We start from the raw sequence: 21,203 nt of genomic DNA, 5'->3' as shown, positions 1-21,203 counted from the left end.
CTCGCGCTAGTACTCCGCCAGGCGCGAGGCCGGCCAGTCGCCGAAGCTCCCGGTCCAGGGCTCGGCCGGTTCGGCGATGGCGGTCAGCGCCGCGACCTCGCCCAGGAAAGCCTCGCGCGGCATCGACTCGGCGCCGAGGCTGAGCAGGTGCGGGTTCTCGACCTGGCCGTCGAGCAGCGGCCAGCCCCACTCGTGCAGGCGCCGCGCCAGCGCCGCCAACGCGACCTTGGAACCGCCGGAGCAGGCACTGAACATGCTTTCGCCGAAGAACATCCGCCCGATCGCGACCCCGTAGACGCCGCCGACCAGACGCTCGCCGTCGTAGACCTCGACCGAGTGGGCGTGGCCGAGCTCGTGCAGGCGCCGGTACGCGGCGAGCATCTCTTCGGTGATCCAGGTGCCGTCCTGGTGCGGGCGCGGCGCCTGCGCGCAGGCGGCGATGACCTCGGCGAAGGCGGTGTCGGCGCGCACCGTCCAACTGCAATGGCGCAGGCCGCGGCGGAACTTCGACGACAGCCGCACGCGATCGGTGCGGAACACCGTGCGCGGGTCCGGGCACCACCACAGCAACGGATAACCTTCCGACGGCCACGGGAACACGCCGTGGCGGTAAGCGTTGAGCAGCCGGCCCGGGCTCAGGTCGCCGCCCATCGCGAGCAGACCGTCGGGGTGGCGCAGAGCGCGTTCGGGCGGCGGGAAGGGCGCGTCGGGGTCCGGCGAGAGCAGGATCGGCAGCTGGCTCATGGGCCCGGCTCCGTGGCGGTCGCCTGAGTCTGCGCCTCGACCGCCTTGAACGGGGTGTGTAACGACAGGGTACGTGCGTACTGGCGCACCGAGGCGGCCTCGTCGCGGCACCACGGCCGCAGGGCGCCGCGGAAACCCGGGTCGGCGATCCAGTGGCGGCTGCGCACGAAGCTCGGCAGGAAGCCGCGCGCGAGCTTGTGTTCGCCCTGGGCGCCGGGTTCGAAGCGGGTCAGGCCTTCGCGCAGGCAGTAGTCGATGCCCTGGTAATAGCAAGTCTCGAAATGCAGCCCGGGCAGGCCGACCTCGGCGCCCCAATAGCGGCCGTACAAGGTGTCGCCGCCGCGCAGGCACAGCGCCCCGGCGATCGCCTCGCCCTCGCGTTCGGCCAGGAAGATCACCAGCGACTGCGGCATGCTCCGCGCGAGGTGGCGCAGGAAGTCCAGGGTCAGCGCCGGGTGGTTGCCGTATTCGGCGAAGGTGGTGAGGTAAAAGCGGTGCATCGTCGCCAGGTCGGCATCGCTGGCGTCGCGGCCTTCGACGGTGCGGAACACGACCCCGGCGCGGGCGACCTTGGCGCGCTCCTGGCGGATGTTCTTGCGGTGCTTGTGGTCGAACGCGGCCAGGAACTGGTCGAAGTCCTGCCAGCGCCGGCCCTGCGCATCGGCCTCGTTGCGCCAGTGGTACTGCACGTCGATGCGTTGCAGCCAGTCGCCGCCGGCCTCGTGCTCGAACGCGCTGTCTTCGCCGGCTTCGTGGAAATTCACGTGCGCCGAGGACAGGCCCTGGCGCTCGCACAACTGCGCCATCGCCGACAGCAGCAACGGCCGCTGCGCGTCCTCGCGCGCGAGCAGGCGCGGCCCGGTCACCGGCGAATAGGGCACCGCGGCCAGCCATTTCGGGAAGTAGTCGCGGCCGTGCTGGGCGTAGGCATGGGCCCAGGCGTGATCAAACACGAACTCGCCGTGCGAGTTCTGCTTGAGGTAGGCCGGCATCGCCGCGACCAGCGCGTCGCCGTCCCACACGCTCAAGTGGTGCGGGGCCCAGCCCCATTCCTCGCGCAGGCAGCCGTGTTGCTCGAGACCGGAGAGGAAGGCGTGGGCGACGAAGGGGTTGCGGCCGTCGTGCAGCGCGTCCCATTGCGCCGGCGCGACCTCGGACAGCGAGGCGAGCAGCCGGATCGACAGAGCATCGGGGCTGGCGGTCACGGGCGGCCTGAGTCGGTAACGGCGCGCCCACACTCCGAACAGAGCAGCGGGCGCGGCGGTCGTGCGTGGATGTCGTGCTTCGGCGCCAGGTTGCAGGCGCCGGGTTCGCGGCCGATTCGCATCGATCCGCGAGGCCGCGGCATCAGGCGTCCTTGTCGAGGAACTTCTCGGCGTCGAGCGCGGCCATGCAGCCGAAACCGGCCGAGGTGATGGCCTGGCGATACACCTGGTCGGCGACGTCGCCGGCGGCGAACACGCCCGGCACCGAGGTCTGGGTGGCGTTGCCGTCGAGGCCGGTCTGAATGGTCAGGTAGCCGTTCTTCATCTCGAGCTGGCCGTCGAACAGGGTGGTGTTCGGGGTGTGGCCGATGGCGATGAACAGACCGTGGATGGTGAGGTCGCGGGTCGTGCCGTCCTGCACCGACTTCACCCGCAGGCCGGTCACGCCGACATCGTTGCCGAGCACTTCCTCGACGGTGTGGTGCCAGACCGGTTCGATCTTGCCGGCCTGGATCTTGGCCTGCAGCTTGTCCTGCATGATCTTTTCGGCGCGCAGGGTGTCGCGGCGATGCACCAGGTAGACCTTGCGCGCGATGTTGGACAGATACAGGGCTTCCTCGACCGCGGTATTGCCGCCGCCGATCACCGCCACGTCCTGGTCCTTGTAGAAGAAGCCGTCGCAGGTCGCGCAGGCCGACACGCCGCGGCCCTTGAAAGCGTCTTCCGAGGGCAGGCCGAGGTACTTCGCGGTCGCGCCGGTGGCGATGATCAGGGCGTCGGCGGTGTAGTCGCCGTTGTCGCCCTTGAGCCGGAACGGACGCTTGGACAGATCGGCGGTGTGGATGTGGTCGAACACGACTTCGGTGTCGAAGCGTTCAGCGTGCGCCTGCATGCGCGTCATCAGATCCGGGCCCATCAGGCCGTGCGCGTCGCCGGGCCAGTTGTCGACTTCGGTCGTGGTCATGAGCTGACCGCCCATTTGCAGGCCCGTGATCACCAGCGGCTTCAGGTTCGCGCGAGCGGCGTAGACGGCGGCAGTCCAGCCGGCGGGGCCGGAACCGAGAATGACGACACGGGAGTGCTTGGAAGGGGTCATGTATATAATCGCGGCAGTTGGGAGCGCGCTCTGCGCAGAATGAAACTCGACATTCCGGCCATACGCCGGCGTGTTGAAGTTTCAGGAGCAGGGCATAGCTTGGAGGCGGCGTCCCGGCAAAACAAGGCGTGTCGTACGGACGCAACGTTGCGTCCCCGCGAACCGCCCGTTGCCGGCTAACGCGGCGCTCGCCTGTGGGCTTATTTAGCAGGCGTGCTTGGCAGGCGTGCTTGGCAGGCGCAGCGCGTCGCGCAGCGCGGCCGCCTTACCGGAACCGCTTCAAGAACAGACGCTCACGAAGACTCGTTCAAGCACATTCGCCACCGCTCCACGTTCCACCGCAACGTTACGACACCACACGACAACTTAGACAATCAGGCTTGGGGCGCCGCGCATGCGGCGTTTTTTCTGGGCCGCACTGGAGACAGCAATGCGTATCGGCGTACCGAAGGAAACCAAGACCCTCGAAGGGCGCGTCGCGCTCGTTCCCGCCGCGGCGGGCGATCTGGTCAAGCGCGGCCACGAGGTCTGGCTGGAACAGGACGCGGGCATCAAGAGCGGGTTCAAGGACTCCGACTACACCCGTCTGGGCGTGAAGATCGCCCCGGACGCGGCGGCGCTGTACGAAAAGGGCGAGCTGATCGTCAAGGTCAAGGAGCCGATCGCCGGCGACCTGCAGCACCTGCGCAAGGATCACCTGCTGTTCTGCTACCTGCACCTGGCCGCCGAACCGGTGCTGACCAAGCAACTGCTCGACATCGGCCTGACCGGCATCGCCTTCGAGACCGTCGAGCTGCCCAACGGCGACCTGCCGCTGCTGGCGCCGATGTCGATCATCGCCGGCAAGATCGGCGTCCAGGTCGGCACCCACCTGCTGCACCAGCCCATGAGCGGCAAGGGCAAGCTGCTCGGCGGCCTGCCGTCGACCGAGCGCGGCAAGGTGGTGGTGTTCGGTGCGGGCCAGGCCGGCGGCGCGTCGGCGGCGCTGGCCGCGGCCGGCGGTTCCAACGTCACCGTGTTCGAAATGCGCCAGGACCGCATGGACCAGATGATGCGCCTGGGCAACAACGTCACCGCGTTGTTCCCCTACGTCGACGTGGTCGCCCGCGAAGTGGCCTCGGCCGACCTGGTGATCGGCGCGGTGCTGGTGACCGGCGCGCGCGCGCCGCACGTGCTGACCCGCGAAATGCTCAAGGGCATGGAAGACGGCAGCGTGGTGGTCGACATCTCGATCGACCAGGGCGGCTGCTTCGAGACCTCGCGTCCGACCACCTGGAAGGAACCGACCTACGTCGAAGAGGGCGTGACCCACTTCTGCGTGACCAATATGCCGGGCGCGGTGCCGCAGACCTCCTCGCAAGCGATCTGCGCGGCGATCCTGCCCTGGGTCAACAAGCTGGCCGCCGGCGCCGAGTGGCGCAACAACCCGGCGCTGGTGCGCGGCATCAACGTCGAAGCCGGCCAGCTGATCCACCCGGCCCTGCAGGGCATGAAGCTGTAAGCGGCTGAGAGACGGCCGGACCGCCGGGCGCGGGGGCGAGGCATCGCCACCGCTCGCCCGGGACGGTTTGCGCCGGCGGAGCGGGGCGGTAAGGTGGGGCGGTGGCCGATCTCGGAGCCAACGTCCCGCCGCCGCCCCGTTTTTATTGGGGCGGGTTTGATGGGGCGGTTGCGTTGGGCCGGGCGCGATTCCCGGTCGGACGACGATGCCGCGGTGCAATCGGGAGCAGGGCGCGGGCCGGCCCTGGGTGGGCGGTCAGCCGCTTTCTTTCCACTTCGCTCGATTCGGCTGTATATTCAACAACTAACAGTATCAACCTAAGGCAGCACATCACGGTGGCGCAAGCTCCCACAGCCAGTCGCAAGAAGGCCAAAGCGGCCGAGACCGAAAAGCGCCCGCCGTCGCCGCGACGTCAGCGGCTGATGCGCGACATCGTCCTGATCGTGATCGCACCGCTGCTGCTGTATCTGCTGGCGAGCCTGATGACGTTTTCGCCGTCCGATCCGGGCTGGTCGCATTCGGGTTCGATCACCGCGCCGCTGCACAACGTCGGCGGCCGCGTCGGCGCCTGGACCGCCGATGTATTGCTGTACCTGTGCGGCTACGTCGCCTTCCTGCTGCCGATCATGCTCGGCGCGATCGCCTGGATCGCCTTGTTCGGCATGGACACCGACGGCGACGGCGAAGCCGACCTCGGCCCGGCGCTGCGTCTGATCGGCATCGTCGGTTTCCTGGTCTCGGCGACCGGCCTGTTGCAACTGCGTTTCGGCCCGGCCGAAGATTTCTCCGCCGGCAGCGGCGGCATCCTCGGCCAATTGGTCGGGCGTTCGCTGTACTCCGGCTTCGGCCCGGTCGGCGGCAATCTGTTTCTGCTCGCGCTGCTGTTGATCTCGGTGACCCTGGCCACCGGCATCTCCTGGTTCGCGGTCATGGACAAGCTGGGTCAGTGGACGATGGCCTTGGGCCCTAGCCTGAGCAAACTGTTCCGCCGCGGCAGCCAGCAGGCGACCGAATGGCGCCAGGCCCAGGTCATGCGCGAAGAGCGCGAGGAAGTGCGCAAGGTCGACACCGAGCTGCGCTCCAAGCGCGAGAAGGTGCGGATCGAACCGCCGCCGGCGCCGGTGGTGGAAAAGAGCGAACGCGCCAAGCGCGAAACCCAGATCCCGTTGTTCAACACCGGCGACGGCAGCGGTCTGCCGCCGCTGGCCTTGCTCGACGATCCCAAGCCGCAGCCCAAGGGCTACAGCGAAGAGACCCTGGAAACCCTGTCGCGGCAGATCGAATTCAAGCTCAAGGATTTCCGCATCGACGCCCAGGTCATGGGCGCCTATCCCGGGCCGGTCATCACCCGCTTCGAGGTGCAGCCGGCGCCCGGCGTCAAGGTCAGCCAGATCAGCACGCTCGACAAGGACATCGCCCGCGGCCTGTCGGTCAAGTCGGTGCGCGTGGTCGACGTGATCCCCGGCAAGTCGGTGATCGGCCTGGAAACGCCGAACACCAGCCGCGAAATGATCTACCTGTCGGAGCTGCTGCGCTCGAAGGAATACGACAAGTCCGGCAGTCCGCTGACCCTGGCGCTGGGCAAGGACATCGCCGGGCGGCCGACGGTGGCCGATCTGGCGCGCATGCCGCACCTTTTGGTCGCCGGCACCACCGGTTCGGGCAAGTCGGTCGCGGTCAACGCGATGGTGTTGAGCCTGCTGTACAAGGCCTCCGCAAAAGAACTGCGGATGCTGATGATCGACCCGAAGATGCTCGAACTCTCGGTCTACGAGGGCATTCCGCATCTGCTGGCGCCGGTCGTCACCGACATGAAGGAAGCCGCCAACGGCCTGCGCTGGTGCGTGGCCGAGATGGAGCGCCGCTACAAGCTGATGTCGATGGTCGGCGTGCGCAACCTGGCCGGCTTCAACAAGAAGGTCCGCGACGCCGAGGAAGCGGGCCAGCCGATGATGGACCCGCTGTTCAAGCCGAACCCCGAGCTGGACGAAGCGCCGCGGCAGCTGGAAACCTTGCCCTTCATCGTCATCTTCATCGACGAATTCGCCGACATGATGATGATCGTCGGCAAGAAGGTCGAAGAACTCATCGCCCGCCTGGCGCAGAAAGCGCGCGCCGCCGGCATCCACCTGATCCTGGCCACCCAGCGTCCCTCGGTCGACGTCATCACCGGCCTGATCAAGGCCAACATCCCGACCCGCATCGCCTTCCAGGTGTCGAGCAAGATCGACTCGCGCACCATCCTGGACCAATCCGGCGCCGAGACCCTGCTCGGTCACGGCGACATGCTGTACCTGCCGCCGGGCACCGCCATGCCCGAGCGCGTGCACGGCGCCTTCGTCTCCGACGAAGAAGTGCACCGCGTGGTCGAGCACCTCAAGCAGGTCGGCGGCCGCCCGGACTACATCGAGGGCGTGCTCGACGAAGTGCAGACGATGGGCGACGGCACCGTGGTCGGCGCGACCGGCCTGCCGGAAACCGCCAACGCCGGCGGCGACGAATCCGACCCGCTCTACGATGAGGCCGTGCGCATCGTCACCGAGACCCGCCGCGCCTCGATCTCGGGCGTGCAGCGCCGCCTCAAGATCGGCTACAACCGCGCCGCGCGCCTGATCGAGGCGATGGAAGCGGCCGGCATCGTCACCCCGCCCGAGCACAACGGCGACCGCAGCGTGCTGGCGCCGCCGCCGCCGAAGTAAGGTCGCGGCCGGTAAATCGGGCCCGGTATTCGGGTCTGGTGTTCGGGCCTGGTAATGGTGCCCGGTAAAAATCGTGTCTGGTAATTTTGCGCCTAATCGGATCGCGCCTTGTAACATCGCGCCTTCCGGTGCACGTCTGCGCTCCTGCCGCACGGCGTCGCATCGGCCCTGGAAGCTTACGGCTACGGAAATATTGATGGCGCTCAAGACGAGATTGAAGCGGATCGGAAAACGCATCCCACCGGTGTACTGGCTGGGTGGCCTGGTCAACTACCTCAAGTTCCGCCGCGAACTGGCGCGCGAGCAAGCGCTCTACGACGCGAAACTGCGGCATGGTGGCGCGACGGTGCCGCCACCGATGCTGCGCTATCGCGTGCACCGCGCCCTGGACGAGGCCAGCTTCGTCGCCACCGGTCCGGTCGTCGCCGCCGATTTGCTGCGTTGTCTGGAGAGCCAGGGCGTGCGCCTGGATGGACTGACCGTGCTGGATTTCGCCTGCGGGCCGGGGCGGGTCGTCGGTGAAATGAAAGCGCGTTCGCGCAACTGCGAATTCCACGGTTCGGACATCGACCCGGAAGCCATCGAATGGGCGCAGCGCCATCTCTCGCAAGTCGCACGCTTCCAGGTCAATGCGCCCGCGCCGCCGACGTCCTATGCGGACGCGTCGTTCGATGTGATCTACAACGTTTCGCTGTTCACCCACCTGGACGAGAGCAACCAGAACGTCTGGTTGGAGGAACTCGCGCGTATCCTCAAGCCCGGAGGCGTGCTGCTGACCACGGTGCACGGCAAGTACACACTCGACAGCTGCACGCCGGAAGAACGGGCCGAGCTGGACCGGTACGGCATCGCCTTTCGCGTCGATCACAAGGGGCGTTTCAAGCTCGACGGCCTGCCGGATTTCTATCAGACCACCTTCCACGCCCGCGAATACATCGCGCGAACCTGGAGTCGGTATTTCGACATCCTCGATCATGTCGAAGGCGGGTTGCAGCGGCATCACGACGTGGTTCTGCTGGGGCGGCGGGCGGTAGCGGCGCAATGAACGCTTACAAGCGACCCGCCTGAGCGAGGCGATCGACCCGCCCGAGCGAGGCGATGGAAGCGGCCGGCATCGCCCCGGCCGAGCTGGACGGCGACCGCAGGGTGCTGACGCCGTCGCCGAAGCGAGGCAAGCCGTTAAGCTGAACCGATGGAGCGCCGGGCCGGCTTTGGCGCGTGCCCGTTCAGTTTTTTGTTGTCAGACTCTGCCCAAGCGTTCTGGAGTATTCCGATGATTCGTACCGTCAAATTCGCCGCGGCCGGCGCGATCGCCGCCGTGTTGTTCTCGGCCGGCGCCTTCGCCGGCGCGCGCGACGACCTGGGCGCCTTCACCCGCGGCCTCAAAGGCCTGAACGGCCAGTTCGCCCAGCAGGTCTACGACGCCAACGGCAAGCTCAAGGAAACCTCGCAGGGCCAGGTGGCGCTGTCGGCGCCGCGCCTGTTCCGTTGGGAATACGTCAAGCCCTACCCGCAGTTGATCGTCGCCGACGGCAAGAAGGTCTGGGTCTTTGAACCCGATCTCAAGCAGGTCACGGTGCGTCCGCAGGGCGCCGAGGAACAGAACAGCCCGCTCGCCGCGCTGATCGACCCGACCCGCCTGGATGCGATGTTCGTGGTCAAGGACAACGGCAGCAACGGCGGCCTCAACTGGCTGTCGCTGCAGCCCAAGACCGAGAACGACGCCAGCTTCCGCAGCGCCAGGCTCGGCTTCAACGCCGGCGGCCTGGCGAAGATGGAAATCGTCGACGCGCTGGGCCAGAAGACCGAGATCAACTTCAGTGGCTGGAAGCGCAACCCGAGCTTCCCGGCGACCACGTTCAAGTACGCGCCGGCCAAGGGCGTGGACGTGATCGGCGAAGGCTGAACCACGCCGCGCGGCGAAGCCGCACTGCGCAAGACGCGAAACGCGAGCCCCATCCGGCTCGCGTTTTTCGTTTGTGCGCAGGCTTGCGAGCGCCGATGTCGCGAACTGCGACCAAGATCAACTGCGTTTACGTCGCGGGTTCGTGTTTGTGAGCCGCATCGCAGAGCATCGTCGCGAGGCGTCGCGCTATTCGCCGGGCCGATCCGCGGCCGCGCCGCCTTGCAGGCTGCGCGGCGTCACAGCACGAACCAAGGCAGCGCATGCCCCGACGCGATCGCGGTGGCATGCTCGCCGCGCTTCGCCCGGACCCGAGGCGAGGCCGGCGCAGGCGCAACGCTGGCCGCATGCGCGCGTTCCCCGCCAGCGACCCGACTGGAGTACGACCGCATGAAGCGTCTATCGTTATTGATCGCCTTGCTGCTGCCGACGATGGCGGCCGCCCAGGACCAGGACTTCGAGAAAGACAACGGCGTCATCCGCATCCGGCTCAACGAAAAAGTTCTGCCGTTCATGACGCGCACGCCGATGATCACCGGCCTGTGGATCGCCGGCCGCCAGGCCGTGACGCACGACAACGCCGGCGCCGATTTCCAGATGACCACGCGCGGCACCGCGGGCAACGAATACAACCCGACCCAGGGCGGCGACTGCACCGGCCGTACCTCGCTGCTGACCGGCTCGATCCCGAACTGGGACGGCGCCCAGCTCGGCACGCCGGCCAGCCACGGCATCCTGCTCGGCATCGATCCTCTGCTCTACGACGAGCCGGGTCTGTCCGGTAGCTGCGACGGCGGCGAAGAGGCCGCGGCGCCCTACGACATGGCCTTCGGCGTTACCCTCGGCGACGGCTTCGCCATGCCGCGCGAAGCGATGATGCTGGACATGTCGATCCGCAAGGATCATCCGGGTGCGAAGAACCTGGTCAAGGCACTGTCGGAACTGCCGGTCGCTTTCGTCGACGTCAATTTCCTGCGTTATGCCTATTACAGTCTCAACGGTTCGCAGTTCCAGCGTTTCCAGGTAGCGACCGCGTCCCCCGGCCACGACATCAAGCAATGGCCTTGGAACGATAACCAATTCCAGAGCGGCCACGCCATCGCGCTGTGCGATCGCCCCGACATGGTCGAGCGGCCGAACCAGGGCACCTGCATGGCGTTTTATTCGCACGAGCCGACCCTCGTCTCCGCCAGCCGTCGCCAGGGCTCGCCAAACGAACTGGCGTTGATGACGATGCTCGGCGACGACGACTTCAGCACGCAGATCGTCGACAGCCAGTGGCATACCGCGCGCCGACTGGTGGCGGTGGGGCACCTGACGTCGGTGGCGGCGGTGATCGCGCACGCCGAGCAGCACCTTCCGGCCTCGTCGTGGGCGAGTTGGTAAGCAAGCCCGTCGCTTGAGTTCGCCACGCCAGCTCGGCGTGTCGTCTTCATGGCCGCCGCCGTGCCGGCGGCCGGCAACGCGAGCCCCGGCCGGGCTCGCGTTTTTTGTTAGCTCCTGCCGATCGCGGGAACCGACGACGGCGCAAGCGGCACCGCGTTGCGCACAGCGGCAGCGCAGTAAGAGCGGCTTCGTATCGCCGGGCCTGGCGCGATCGGTCGTTTACCGCGCCGTTAGCCAGCGCGCCGTACCGCGCGCGCTGCCTCGGCCCTACGCCGAGGTCTGCTCCGGCACCTGCTCAGGGAACCATTCCGCGCGTCTCAGCCAGCCGGCCAGGAAACGCTGCAGGACCGGATGCTCGTTGGCCAGGTTTTGGTAGTAGTCGATGCGGCCCTGGCGGTAACCCGGGTACAGCGTCGCCTGATCGGCCGCCTGCAAGGCGGTCAGGGTGTCGGGGCCGAAACGGCCGTCGGCGACCAGCGGCGGACCGAGCAGGGTCTGCAGCAGTCGCACCGCGTGGTAGCCGGCGTTGACCTGGAAATCGAACAGGTCCTCGGCCAGGCACTGCAGGCCGATCGCGTCGCACTGCAGCGGATCCCAATACAGGGTCTTGTACAGGATGGCTGCCTGGCTGTTGCTCAACGCCTTGAGGTTGTCGAGGGTGGGCGCGATGCCGAGCAGGGATTGCGCGTGGGCCTGGAAAGTCGCCAGGGTGATGCCCTTGTTGGTCGCGCCGCCCGGGTCGGCCGGGTCGTCGACGTAGCCGCCCTCGAACTTCAGCAGTTGCGGGAAATACTCGTTGAAATCCGCCATCGCGATGCTCGCTGTGTCAGTGGGTGGAGTTCCGGCGTACCGATGCGTGAACAAGAACGTCGGCAGGGCCGGCTTGTGAGCGGGCGCGCGCCGAGGTCCGGTCGCCCAAGCCCGGTCGGGGATCCTACCCACTCGCCGCCGCGCTTGCCGCTACCTTCGATTTCCCGGGCCTGGCGCGGTTTGCGAAATCCCGCTGGATCAAAGACTTGCGCCCAGGCGCGGCTCGCCGCCGGCGCGATCTTGCTATCGTGTCGGACCGCCCGACACCGGAACCCGTTCGCCCCGTGGCCCGCCGCAACGCCTCTTCCTCCGCTAACGATCGCGACCTGTTGAGCGTAGACCGCGACGGCCTGCGCCCGCTCGCCGAACGCATGCGTCCGCGCGCCCTCGACGAGATGGTCGGCCAGCGTCGCCTGCTCGCGCCGGGGTCGGCGCTGCGCCGCGCGGTCGAGTCCGGGCGCGTGCACTCGATGATCCTGTGGGGGCCGCCGGGCTGCGGCAAGACCACTCTGGCGCTGCTGTTGGCGCGCTACGCCGATGCCGAGTTCAAGGCGATCTCGGCGGTGCTGTCGGGCCTGCCGGAGGTGCGCCAGGTGCTGGCCGAGGCCGCCCACCGTTTCGCCGACGGCCGCCGCACCGTGCTGTTCGTCGACGAAGTGCACCGCTTCAACAAGAACCAGCAGGATGCGTTCCTGCCGCATATCGAGCGCGGCACCATCCTGTTCGTCGGCGCCACCACCGAAAACCCGTCGTTCGAGCTCAACTCGGCGCTGTTGTCGCGCTGCCGCGTGCACGTGATGGAATCGGTCTCGCCGGAGGACATCCGCCAGACCCTGCGCCGCGCGCTCGAAGACGAGGAGCGCGGCCTGGGCGGGCAATCGATCCAGGTCGGCGACGAACTGCTGCTGCAGATCGCCACCGCCGCCGACGGCGACGTGCGCCGCGCCCTGACCCTGCTGGAAATCGCAGCCGAGCTGTCGCAGGACGAAGACGGCCTGATCACCGAGGCGACCCTGGCGCAGGTGCTGGCCGACCGCACCCGCCGCTTCGACAAGGGCGGCGACCAGTTCTACGACCAGATCTCAGCGCTGCACAAATCCGTGCGCAGCTCCAACCCGGATGCGGCGCTGTACTGGTTCGCGCGCATGCTCGACGGCGGCTGCGACCCGCATTACCTGGCGCGCCGGATCGTGCGCATGGCGGTCGAGGACATCGGCCTGGCCGATCCGCGCGCCCAGCAGATGGCGGTCGACGCCTGGGACACCTACGACCGGCTCGGCAGCCCGGAAGGCGACCTGGCCCTGGCCCAGGTGGTGATCTACCTGGCGAGCACGGCCAAATCGAACGCGGCCTATGCGGCCTTCAACGCGGCCAAGAGCGACGTCGGCGAATACGGCACCCAGGACGTGCCGATGCACCTGCGCAATGCGCCGACCAAGCTGATGGAGCGCCTGGGCTACGCTAAGGGCTATCAGTACGACCACGACGCGGCCGGCGGCATCGCCCTGGACCAGACCGGTTTTCCCGATGCGATGGGCGAGCGGGTGTATTACCAGCCGGTCGCGCGCGGCCTGGAGATCAAGCTCGGCGAGAAGCTCGCGCGCCTGCGCGAACTGCGTTCGCAGGCGCGCGGCAAGGGCGAGGGCGGCGGGCAGGGCGAAGACGGGGACGGTTGAAGCGAGGGTGGCTGAGGCGAGGGCATACTCGACCGCAGACGCGGTGCGGGCCGGCCGCGACGGGCCACAGGCACAGGCAAGGCGGGAGTTCGCAACGATGTTGGCTTCGTTCTTCGCAATCGGCCTCGGTGCCGCGATCGGCGCCTGGGCGCGCTGGGGCCTGGGCCTGTGGCTCAACCCGAGCCATGCCAGCCTGCCGCTGGGTACGCTGGCGGCGAACCTGATCGGCGGCTACGGCATCGGCCTGGCCGTGGCCTGGTTCTCGCAGCATCCCTCGATCGCACCGGAATGGCGTTTGTTCGTCATCACCGGCCTGCTCGGCGGGCTGACCACCTTCTCGACCTTTTCGGCCGAAGTCGTGCAGTTGCTGGGGCGCCAGCAGTTCGGCTGGGCCTTCGGCGTGACTGCCGCGCACATGCTCGGCTCGTTCGCGATGACTGCGGCCGGCATCGCCAGCGGGCAGGCCTGGAACCGTGCTGGCTGAGCACCCCGGCTGAGCACCCCGGCTGAGCAGCGCCGGCCAAGCGGCTTGCCGGGATTCAGTCGATCGACGGCGGGACCGGATGACGCGACATGCGCAGCACGTCGTCGCTCGGCGCGGAGACCTTGTTGGCCAGGACCTGTTGCAGGGATTCGACCTCGGCCCAGACCATGTGCTGCAGCGCCTGCAGCAAGGTCATGCCGGCATTCGACAGGATCAGGCGGCCGTCGTGGCTCAGGGCCAGCCCGTCCTCGATCAGGACATGCTTCATGTGGCTGGTTTCCGGCTGCACCCCTCGTTGCAATCCCACTAGCACGCTCAGCAGAGCGTGTTCTCGCAATGACACCTTGAACAAAGCACTTCCCCTCTCCTGCACCCGGCACGTATGGCTTGTATGTGCCGGGAATCACGATATGGGATGCGACGTGATGACAGCTTTGACAGGTGGCGGTGCACGTGAAAGTTGCTTTCACCGTAGCCGGGGTAAGGGGGCTGGGCCAAGCCCGGAGCCGGTGTCGGGCCCAGGACCGGGCGACGTTGCCGGCCTTGGCCGGCCCCGTTGTAACTGTCATGGCGATGCGGCATCGTCGCCGCACCCGCCGGGTCGGCGGGCACACCACAGATTCGGGACTTCCATGCTGATCTACGACAAAGTCGTGCCGCTGAACCGCCACACCCATCGCCGCCTGCGTCTGCGTTCGTCCTCGCACAACGCCCGCTTCGCCGCCGGGCTCAACTCGGTGCCGTTGACCACGGTCGAGTTCCTGCAGGCCGCCTGCGAATACGCGATCGTGTTCGCCAAGCTCGAAAGCGGCGATTACCTGCCGGCGATCATGGTCGGCCTGCGCAACGAGGAGAATCTCTACGTCGGCGAGGACGCGCGCTGGAAGCGCGGCTACGTGCCGGCGTTCCTGCGCCAGTATCCCTTCATCCTCACCGAAGACCGCGCCAACAATACGATGACGGTGTGCATCGACATGGCCTACGACGGCCTGTCGGAAGAAGAGGGCGAGCCGTTGTTCCAGGAAAACGGCGAGGACACCGAGAGCCTGGCGCGGGCGATGGGCTTCATGTCGAGCTACCACGACGAGTTCAGGCGCACCGCCGCGTTCACCGCCAAGCTCAAGGAACTCGACCTGCTGGAGCAGCGGGTGATCCGTTTCGGCGGCGAAGGCGAACCGCAGCGCGAACTCGGCGGCGTCTACGTCGTGTCGGAAGAGCGTCTGCTCAAGCTGGGCGACGAACTCATCCCGGACCTGCTGCGTTCCGGCGCGTTGGGGCTGATCTATACCCACCTGACCTCGATGCAGAACCTCGACCGCCTTTCGGCGTTGGCGCAGGAAGGGCAGAGCAAGGCGGCGGCGAGCAACTGAGTTGCGTTTCGTTTTCCGTGCCGTTGTTGCGGTGCCTCGCTAACAGCAAAGTTCGGCATCGCTCGCGCGCATTCGTTTGATTAGCACTAGCCCCTGGTTCTGGCCCTTGCCCTTGCTGTGCGTCGTCTCACACTAGCGAAGGCAGTGGAAGACCCGGAGGGCGGCCCGCATGGATGCGGGCCGTTTTTCATCGGGACAAGGATGCCCCGTATGTAGAGCCCTGCGTCGGCATCGAACGTGCGGGCTGGTGATTCAAAACAAAGCATTTTTCTTTGGTTTGCACTCTCAAGGTACAAGTGCATCACCCAAGCGGATCAAAGGCTTAAACCTCCTCCCTGGTAAACCGGCCTTGATTCAGAGTAAGCCTTTGATCAGTCGAGAATTTCTGATTTGCCGTCCGCCTAGGAAAAAGCGGGTCATCAGATGAAGAGTGATGCACTTGGTCCTGGTCAGTGCAGTTACCTTTCTTTTGTTGCTTTAGACAAAAGAAAGTAACCCGCCGCTTTAGTGGCGGAAGCTCTTAGCGTTTGATCTTGCTTCGCAAGAAGCCACAAGCCACAAACAAGTGCAGAGCTTCCGTCCGCTGAAGCGGCCGGGTTACTTTCTTTTGCTAAGCCCAAAAGAAAGCTAACCAAAGAAAAGGGCTCTCCTTGCAAGGGCACAAGCCACGAGTGCGATGCGCGCGCCGGGATTTTCCGATAAGACGTCCCTGTCTTATCGGAAAACGCCGCACGTCCTGTGCGGCGCCCTCCGGGTCTGCGCTTGACCGGCAAAACGGCAAAGCAGATCAAAATCTCGGCAACGGCAACGGCAACGGCAACGGCAACGGCGAGAGCAACAGCTCTCGACCTGGCGTCGACCTCTCGAGCTCAAGTACCTCAGTCGCGCAACTTCGCCAGCTTGCGCTCGCGCCGGTGCATCAACACACCCGCCACGCTGACCCCGATCGCCACCAACAGCACGATGATCGTGGTCAGCGCGTTGATCTCCGGGGTCACCCCGATCTTGACCTTGGAATAGACCAGCATCGGCAAGGTGGTCGAGCCCGGGCCGGAAGTGAAGCTGGCGATGACCAGGTCGTCCAGCGACAGGGTGAAAGCGAGCAGCCAGCCGGCCAGCAGGGCCGGGGCGATCAAGGGCAGGGTGATGACGAAGAACACCCGCCATGGCTTCGCGCCCAGGTCCATCGCCGCTTCTTCCAGGCTCGCGTCCATCGAGGTCATGCGCGAGCGCACTACCACGGTGACGTAGCAGGCGGTCAGGGTTATGTGGGCGAGGGTGATCGTGGTCATGCCGCGCTCGGGCCAGCCGAACAACTGCTGCACGCCGACGAGCAGCAACAGTGAGGACAGGCCGAGCATGACGTCGGGCATCACCATCGGCGCCGAGTTCATCAGGCTGAGGATGCCGCGCCCCGGGAAGCGGCCGAAACGCGACAGCGCCAGGCCGCTCGCGGTGCCGAGCGCGACCGCGGCGGTCGCCGAGATCGCGGCGATGGTCAGGCTGCGCTGCACCGCTTCCAGGATCTGCTCGTTGCGCATCAGCGCGCCGTACCACTGCAGCGAAAACCCGCCCCAGGTGGTGGCACGCCGGGAGCCGCTGAAGGAGAACACGATCACCGAGACGATCGGCAGGTACAGGAAGGCGTAGCCGAGCGCCATCATCGTGTAGAGGGTGAACGGCCGCCGCTTCACGAGCGGGCCTCGCGCGCCACGCGGCGATTCTCGATGTACTCGAACAGCAAGGTGGGCAGTACGATCAGCAACAGCATGGCGATGGCGATCGCTGCCGACAGCGGCCAGTCGCGGTTGGTGAAGAACTCGGTCCACAGCACCCGGCCGATGGTCAGCGCATCCGGGCCGCCGAGCACGTCGGGAATCACGAATTCGCCGACCGCCGGGATGAACACCAGCAAGGTGCCGGCGATGATGCCGGGGATCGACAAGGGCAGGGTCACGCGCAGGAACGCCTGCCAGGGTTTCGCGCCGAGGTCGGCGGCGGCTTCGAGCAGGGTGAAGTCGAGCCGCACCAGGGTCGCGGCGAGCGGCAGGATCATGAAGGGCAGATAGTTGTAGGTGATGCCGATATAGACCGCCAGGTCGGTGTGCAGCACCGCCTCGCCCGGCTCGATCAGGCCGGTCCAGGCCAGTGCCTGACTGATGAGGCCGTTGGCGCGCAGCAGGCCGATCAGGGCATAGGTGCGCAGCAGCGAGCTGGTCCAGAACGGCAGGATCACCAGCACCAGCAGCAACAAGCGCAGCACTCGCGGCGCGCGCGCGATGCCGTAGGCGATCGGATAGCCCAACAGCAGGCAGAACAGGGTCGACACCGAGGCGAACAGCAGCGACTTCAGGTAAGCGGCGATGTACAGCGGGTCCGACAACAGTGCAGTGTAGTTGGAGGCGTGCAGGCGCAGCGAGGCGGCACCGTCGGCACCGGTCTCGATCAACGGTGTGTACGGCGGCACCTGGCCGAACAGGCCCTGGGCGAAGCTGATCTTGAGTACGATCAGGAACGGCACCAGGAAGAACAGCGCCATCCACAGCATCGGCACCGCGGTCACCAGCAGGCGGCCGCGGCGGCTGCGGAACTCGTCGCCGACCGAGCGGAACCACCCGAAGAGGTTGTTAACGACTTCAGCCCAAAAACCCCAGCCCCCCGAGTCCCGCTTTTGTTCCATCCCGCTCATAAGCCCACCCCCAGCATCGAGGCGCAGACCGCTCCGCTATGTATGAACTGGCAATGCCCGAATCCGGCGCTCACGACGACAGCCTTCACGATGACAGCACCACCGCGCTACTGGCATCCCACGACAACCACAAGCTGTCGTCCCAGTCGTAATGCGGCTCGGAGCTGCGCGCGGCATGGGTTTCCTGCACGCGCAAGGTCGCGCCGGCCTCGGTCTGGACGTGATAGATCGAGACGTCGCCGAGGTAGGCGATGTCGCGGACTTTGCCGACCACGGCGTTGTCCAGGCCTTCGGGGCGAGTTTCATGCACGTCGATCTTTTCCGGGCGCACCGCGATGCCGACCGCGGTGCCTTCGGGCAGCGGGTCGGGATGGCGTGCGAGCAGTTCGCCGCCGACCCCGTCGCAGTGCACGCGCAGCAGGCCGCCGTCGTCGTGGCCGAGCACGCGCCCGTCGAGCAGATTGATGCCGCCGATGAACTCGGCGACGAAGCGGGTCGCCGGGTATTCGTACAACACCGCCGGCGTCGACACCTGGACGATGCGGCCGGTGTCCATGACCGCGATCCGCGAGGACATCGTCATCGCTTCTTCCTGGTCGTGGGTGACCATGATGAAGGTGGTGCCGACCCGCTCCTGGATGCTGACCAACTCGAACTGGGTGTGTTCGCGCAGCTTCTTGTCGAGCGCGCCGAGCGGCTCGTCGAGCAACAACAGCTTGGGTTGCTTGGCGAGCGCGCGGGCTAGGGCGACGCGCTGGCGCTGGCCGCCGGACAATTGGTCGGGCTTGCGGTTGCCGAGTTGCGGCATGCGCACCAGCTCCAGCATCGCCTGGACCCGGTCGCGGATTTCGCCGGCGCCGAGGCGGGCTTCGCCGGGCAGGCTCTGCTTGAGGCCGAAGGCGATGTTCTGGGCCACGCTCATGTGCGGGAACAGGGCGTAACTCTGGAACATCATATTGACCGGCCGCTGGTACGGCGGCAGATCGGTGACGTCGACGCCGTCGATCAGCACGCGGCCGCGGTCGGGCGTTTCGAAACCGGCGAGCACGCGCAGCAGGCTGCTCTTGCCCGAGCCCGAACCGCCGAGCAGGGCGAAGAACTCGCCGCGATACACGTCCAGGGAAATATCGTCGCAGGCGTAGACCTTGCCGTAGGTCTTGGTCACGCCTTCGATGCGTACGAACGGCTGTGCGGACGGGTCGCGCCAGGGTTCGAGCGCGGCGCCGCGGGCGGGGACGCTCACGCGCTCAGTGCCCGCTCTTGATGCGGGTCCAGGCGCGTACGCGCTGGCGTTGCACGTCTTCGGGCAGGGACTTGGGGTCGATCAGCTTGGCGCGCACCTCGGCCGGCGGATACACGCCCGGGTCTTGAGCGATGGCCGGGTCGACCAGCGGCAGCGCGTCCTTGTTGGCGCTGGCATAGGCGACGTGGTTGCTGATCGCCGCGGCGACCTTGGGGTCGAGCAGATAATCGATGAAGGCGTGGGCGTTGCCCGCGTGCTTGCCGTCCTTCGGCACCGCGATCACGTCGACCCAGCGGATCGCGCCTTCCTTCGGCAGCACGAAGCGCAGGTTCGGCGCCGGCTTGCCGGCCTTGGCCGCGGCATCGAAGGCGTCGGTGCTGGCCTGGGCGATATCGCCCGAATAGCCCATCACCAGGCAGGCGTCGCCGTTGGCGAAGGCGTCCTTGTACTCGGCGTTGTTGAAGGTGCGCACGTACGGCCGGATCGCTTCAAAGACCTTCTTGACCACCTCGATCTCGTCGGCGGTGCCGGCATTCGGGTCGCGTCCGCGCCAGATCAGCACGGCGCCGAAGGCTTCCTGGTCGTCGTCAAGCACGGTGATGCCGCATTTGGCGAGCTTGGCGGCGTTGGCCGGATCGAACAACAGCGACCATGTGTCGAGCGCGGCGCCGGCGCCGAGCGCGGCCTGGACTTTGTCGACGTTGACGCCGAGACCGGTCGTGCCCCACATGTACGGCACCAGGTGCGCATTGCCCGGGTCGATGCCGTCCAGGTTCTGCAGCAACTGCGGGTCAAGGTGCTTCCAATGGCTCAGCTTGCTCTTGTCGAGCGCCGCGTACAGCCCGCTCTTGACCTGGCGCTGGGCGAAGGGACGCGCCGACGGAAACACCACGTCGTAGCCCGACGCGCCCGCAGTGAGCTTGCTCTCCAGAGTTTCGTTGGCGTCGTAGACGTCGTAGTTGACCTTGATGCCGGTGGCCGTCTCGAAGTTCTTGATGGTGTCGTCGGCGACGTAGTCCGACCAGTTGTAGACGTTGAGCACCTTCTCCTCGGCGCCGGCCGGCGCGGCGGGCGCGGCCTGACCGGGCTGTTTGCCGCCGCAGGCGACGAGCATCAGGGCGCAGGCGAGCGGGGCAAGGCGCAGGGTCACGGCGTTCTCCAAAGCAGGTGCGATGGCGGGGATGTTCGGAGGGCAGTCGGGCGGTGTCAATGTAAGACAGCCTTCGGCGCCGGCCTTCACGCGACAGGCTTCCGGCCCGACTGCGCTATCGTCGCCGACAGCCCGCCTGGAGAGACCTGCATGTCCGACCGCCCGCATCGCCGTCGCCGCGTACCGAGTGCGATCCTGTTGGCCCTGGGGCTGGTGGGCCTGTCGCCGCTGTCCGCCGTTGCACAAGACGCCACCGCCGCTGCCACGGCCGCCGAACCGCCGGCCTGGACCTTGCATGGCGGCGTGAGCGCGCTCAGCGACTATATCTGGCGCGGTGTCTCCCAGACCCAGGAAGACCCGGCGTTGCAGGCCGAGATCGTGCTTGAACACGAAAGCGGCTTCTATGCCGGGCTGTGGGGGTCGAGTATCGACTTCACCGCCGCCGGCGAAGAGGACGACGGCATCGACTACGAACTCGACGGCTACCTCGGCTGGGCCGGCGAACTGCGGCCCGGCCTGGAACTGGACCTGGCCCTGACCCGCGCCGCCTACCCGGACGCGCGTTCGGGCTACGACTACGATTACACCGAACTCGAAGGCACCCTGAGCTTCGCCGAGCACTACCACGTCGGCCTGGCGTATTCGCCGGACATCTTCGGCCTGGGCGGCAAGGGCTATTACTGGAACGCGGGCGGCGAATGGCCGCTAGGCGACAGCGGCTTCGGGCTCAAGGCGCAGGTCGGCCATTACGACCTCGAAGACGCCGCGGGCGACAGCTACAACGATTACTTGCTCGCGCTGACGCGCGAGTTCGGGCCGGTGCAGGCCGAGTTGCAGTACACCGATACCTCGAGTTATGGGGCGGAGTTGTCGGAGGCGCTCGACGATGGGGAGTTGGCGGATGGGCGGGTTGGTTTGGTGGTGGGGTGGAGGTTTTAGGGGCGCGCGATTGATCGCGAGCGATCGTTATTTAAGATCAGGATCAGGATCAAACGCTAAAAGCTTTCGCCACTAAAGCGGCGGGTTACTTTCTTTTGTCATAAGCAACAAAAGAAAGGTAACCAAAGAAAAATGCTTTTCTTTTGATCACAAGCCCGCACGAGCGTTGCTCACGCAGGGCTTTTTCATACGGGACATCCATGTCCCGATGAAAAACGTCCCGCATCCATGCGGGCCGCCCTGCGGGTCTTCTATTGCCTTCGCGAGTGCCCCGCGACGCACAGCAACGTCAACGTCAACGTCAATGG

The 21,203-nt window shown here is 66.6% G+C and carries 18 protein-coding genes; 9 read left to right on the top strand and 9 right to left on the bottom strand.

What is annotated here, in order from left to right; genetic code table 11:
• Positions 1–6 precede the first annotated feature (6 nt).
• The 3 genes from aat to trxB form a co-directional block, all read right to left on the bottom strand.
• Positions 7–744 (bottom strand): leucyl/phenylalanyl-tRNA--protein transferase, encoded by a 738-nt coding sequence (gene aat / locus ACTOWK_RS18500; RefSeq protein WP_441331560.1) that lies wholly within the window; start codon positions 742–744, stop codon positions 7–9.
• A complete protein-coding gene (locus tag ACTOWK_RS18495) occupies positions 741–1,928 on the bottom strand; it encodes a GNAT family N-acetyltransferase (RefSeq protein WP_441331584.1) in 1,188 nt (395 codons plus the stop codon). The genes aat and ACTOWK_RS18495 overlap by 4 nt, the downstream gene beginning before the upstream one ends.
• Positions 1,929–2,091: 163 nt before the next feature.
• Positions 2,092–3,045, bottom strand: a complete 954-nt coding sequence (trxB, locus tag ACTOWK_RS18490; RefSeq protein WP_441331559.1) for a thioredoxin-disulfide reductase — start codon at positions 3,043–3,045, stop codon at positions 2,092–2,094.
• A gap of 430 nt (positions 3,046–3,475) precedes the next feature.
• Here trxB and ACTOWK_RS18485 point away from each other — a divergent pair, with 430 nt between their 5' ends.
• The 5 genes from ACTOWK_RS18485 (at position 3,476) to ACTOWK_RS18465 (ending at position 10,534) form a co-directional block, all read left to right on the top strand.
• Positions 3,476–4,546, top strand: coding sequence for an alanine dehydrogenase (locus ACTOWK_RS18485; protein WP_441331558.1), 1,071 nt, complete (start codon positions 3,476–3,478; stop codon positions 4,544–4,546).
• 335 nt (positions 4,547–4,881) lie between these two features.
• Positions 4,882–7,245, top strand: coding sequence for a DNA translocase FtsK (locus ACTOWK_RS18480; RefSeq protein WP_441331557.1), 2,364 nt, complete (start codon positions 4,882–4,884; stop codon positions 7,243–7,245).
• Between the two features lie 196 nt (positions 7,246–7,441).
• Positions 7,442–8,290, top strand: coding sequence for a class I SAM-dependent methyltransferase (locus tag ACTOWK_RS18475; RefSeq protein WP_441331556.1), 849 nt, complete (start codon positions 7,442–7,444; stop codon positions 8,288–8,290).
• A gap of 228 nt (positions 8,291–8,518) precedes the next feature.
• Complete coding sequence (lolA, locus tag ACTOWK_RS18470; protein WP_441331555.1) at positions 8,519–9,151, top strand: outer membrane lipoprotein chaperone LolA; 633 nt, start codon at positions 8,519–8,521, stop codon at positions 9,149–9,151.
• A 387-nt stretch (positions 9,152–9,538) separates the two neighbouring features.
• Entirely contained in the window at positions 9,539–10,534 is a 996-nt protein-coding gene (locus tag ACTOWK_RS18465) for a hypothetical protein (RefSeq protein WP_441331554.1), read from the top strand.
• Between the two features lie 267 nt (positions 10,535–10,801).
• On the opposite strand, the gene ACTOWK_RS18460 is transcribed toward ACTOWK_RS18465, so the two are convergent.
• Positions 10,802–11,344 (bottom strand): glycoside hydrolase family 108 protein, encoded by a 543-nt coding sequence (locus ACTOWK_RS18460; RefSeq protein WP_441331553.1) that lies wholly within the window; start codon positions 11,342–11,344, stop codon positions 10,802–10,804.
• A gap of 371 nt (positions 11,345–11,715) precedes the next feature.
• Between ACTOWK_RS18460 and ACTOWK_RS18455 the strand changes: the two genes are divergently transcribed.
• Positions 11,716–13,020 carry a replication-associated recombination protein A gene (locus ACTOWK_RS18455; RefSeq protein ID WP_441331583.1) on the top strand — a complete coding sequence of 435 codons (1,305 nt, stop codon included), beginning with the start codon at positions 11,716–11,718 and terminating at the stop codon, positions 13,018–13,020.
• 97 nt (positions 13,021–13,117) lie between these two features.
• Positions 13,118–13,504, top strand: a complete 387-nt coding sequence (crcB, locus tag ACTOWK_RS18450) for a fluoride efflux transporter CrcB (protein WP_441331552.1) — start codon at positions 13,118–13,120, stop codon at positions 13,502–13,504.
• A 55-nt stretch (positions 13,505–13,559) separates the two neighbouring features.
• On the opposite strand, the gene ACTOWK_RS18445 is transcribed toward crcB, so the two are convergent.
• A complete protein-coding gene (locus ACTOWK_RS18445) occupies positions 13,560–13,772 on the bottom strand; it encodes a hypothetical protein (RefSeq protein ID WP_441331551.1) in 213 nt (70 codons plus the stop codon).
• 364 nt (positions 13,773–14,136) lie between these two features.
• Between ACTOWK_RS18445 and ACTOWK_RS18440 the strand changes: the two genes are divergently transcribed.
• On the top strand, positions 14,137–14,874 hold the full coding sequence (locus tag ACTOWK_RS18440) for a SapC family protein (protein WP_441331550.1): 738 nt from the start codon (positions 14,137–14,139) through the stop codon (positions 14,872–14,874).
• Positions 14,875–15,752: 878 nt separating this feature from the next.
• Here the strand turns inward: ACTOWK_RS18440 and ACTOWK_RS18435 are convergent.
• From ACTOWK_RS18435 to ACTOWK_RS18420, 4 genes are all read right to left on the bottom strand, one after another.
• Entirely contained in the window at positions 15,753–16,538 is a 786-nt protein-coding gene (locus ACTOWK_RS18435) for an ABC transporter permease subunit (RefSeq protein WP_441331582.1), read from the bottom strand.
• A 26-nt stretch (positions 16,539–16,564) separates the two neighbouring features.
• Positions 16,565–17,422 (bottom strand): ABC transporter permease subunit, encoded by an 858-nt coding sequence (locus ACTOWK_RS18430; RefSeq protein ID WP_441331581.1) that lies wholly within the window; start codon positions 17,420–17,422, stop codon positions 16,565–16,567.
• 226 nt (positions 17,423–17,648) lie between these two features.
• A complete protein-coding gene (locus ACTOWK_RS18425; RefSeq protein ID WP_441331549.1) occupies positions 17,649–18,806 on the bottom strand; it encodes an ABC transporter ATP-binding protein in 1,158 nt (385 codons plus the stop codon).
• A 4-nt stretch (positions 18,807–18,810) separates the two neighbouring features.
• Positions 18,811–19,956: an extracellular solute-binding protein gene (locus ACTOWK_RS18420; protein ID WP_441331548.1), complete on the bottom strand. Its 1,146-nt coding sequence runs from the start codon at positions 19,954–19,956 to the stop codon at positions 18,811–18,813.
• Positions 19,957–20,106: 150 nt separating this feature from the next.
• Between ACTOWK_RS18420 and ACTOWK_RS18415 the strand changes: the two genes are divergently transcribed.
• Positions 20,107–20,895: a TorF family putative porin gene (locus ACTOWK_RS18415; protein WP_441331547.1), complete on the top strand. Its 789-nt coding sequence runs from the start codon at positions 20,107–20,109 to the stop codon at positions 20,893–20,895.
• Positions 20,896–21,203 lie beyond the last annotated feature (308 nt).

It is taken from the genome of Lysobacter sp. CA196, from assembly GCF_052078695.1.
GTDB lineage: Bacteria > Pseudomonadota > Gammaproteobacteria > Xanthomonadales > Xanthomonadaceae > Lysobacter.
Note: the sequence above shows the minus strand (reverse complement) of the source record. Positions and strands in the feature narration are given on the sequence as shown.

Bases quoted from the DNA above. Each gene is read 5' to 3' on its own strand.
- ACTOWK_RS18435 (WP_441331582.1), bottom strand. From the start codon at position 16,538: ATGATGGCGCTCGGCTACGCCTTCCTGTACCTGCCGATCGTCTCGGTG.
- ACTOWK_RS18460 (WP_441331553.1), bottom strand. From the start codon at position 11,344: ATGGCGGATTTCAACGAGTATTTCCCGCAACTGCTGAAGTTCGAGGGC.
- crcB (WP_441331552.1), top strand. From the start codon at position 13,118: ATGTTGGCTTCGTTCTTCGCAATCGGCCTCGGTGCCGCGATCGGCGCC.
- trxB (WP_441331559.1), bottom strand. From the start codon at position 3,045: ATGACCCCTTCCAAGCACTCCCGTGTCGTCATTCTCGGTTCCGGCCCC.
- aat (WP_441331560.1), bottom strand. From the start codon at position 744: ATGAGCCAGCTGCCGATCCTGCTCTCGCCGGACCCCGACGCGCCCTTC.
- ACTOWK_RS18440 (WP_441331550.1), top strand. From the start codon at position 14,137: ATGCTGATCTACGACAAAGTCGTGCCGCTGAACCGCCACACCCATCGC.
- lolA (WP_441331555.1), top strand. From the start codon at position 8,519: ATGATTCGTACCGTCAAATTCGCCGCGGCCGGCGCGATCGCCGCCGTG.
- ACTOWK_RS18485 (WP_441331558.1), top strand. From the start codon at position 3,476: ATGCGTATCGGCGTACCGAAGGAAACCAAGACCCTCGAAGGGCGCGTC.
- ACTOWK_RS18455 (WP_441331583.1), top strand. From the start codon at position 11,716: ATGCGTCCGCGCGCCCTCGACGAGATGGTCGGCCAGCGTCGCCTGCTC.
- ACTOWK_RS18475 (WP_441331556.1), top strand. From the start codon at position 7,442: ATGGCGCTCAAGACGAGATTGAAGCGGATCGGAAAACGCATCCCACCG.
- ACTOWK_RS18445 (WP_441331551.1), bottom strand. From the start codon at position 13,772: ATGAAGCATGTCCTGATCGAGGACGGGCTGGCCCTGAGCCACGACGGC.
- ACTOWK_RS18415 (WP_441331547.1), top strand. From the start codon at position 20,107: ATGTCCGACCGCCCGCATCGCCGTCGCCGCGTACCGAGTGCGATCCTG.
- ACTOWK_RS18465 (WP_441331554.1), top strand. From the start codon at position 9,539: ATGAAGCGTCTATCGTTATTGATCGCCTTGCTGCTGCCGACGATGGCG.
- ACTOWK_RS18430 (WP_441331581.1), bottom strand. From the start codon at position 17,422: ATGCTGTGGATGGCGCTGTTCTTCCTGGTGCCGTTCCTGATCGTACTC.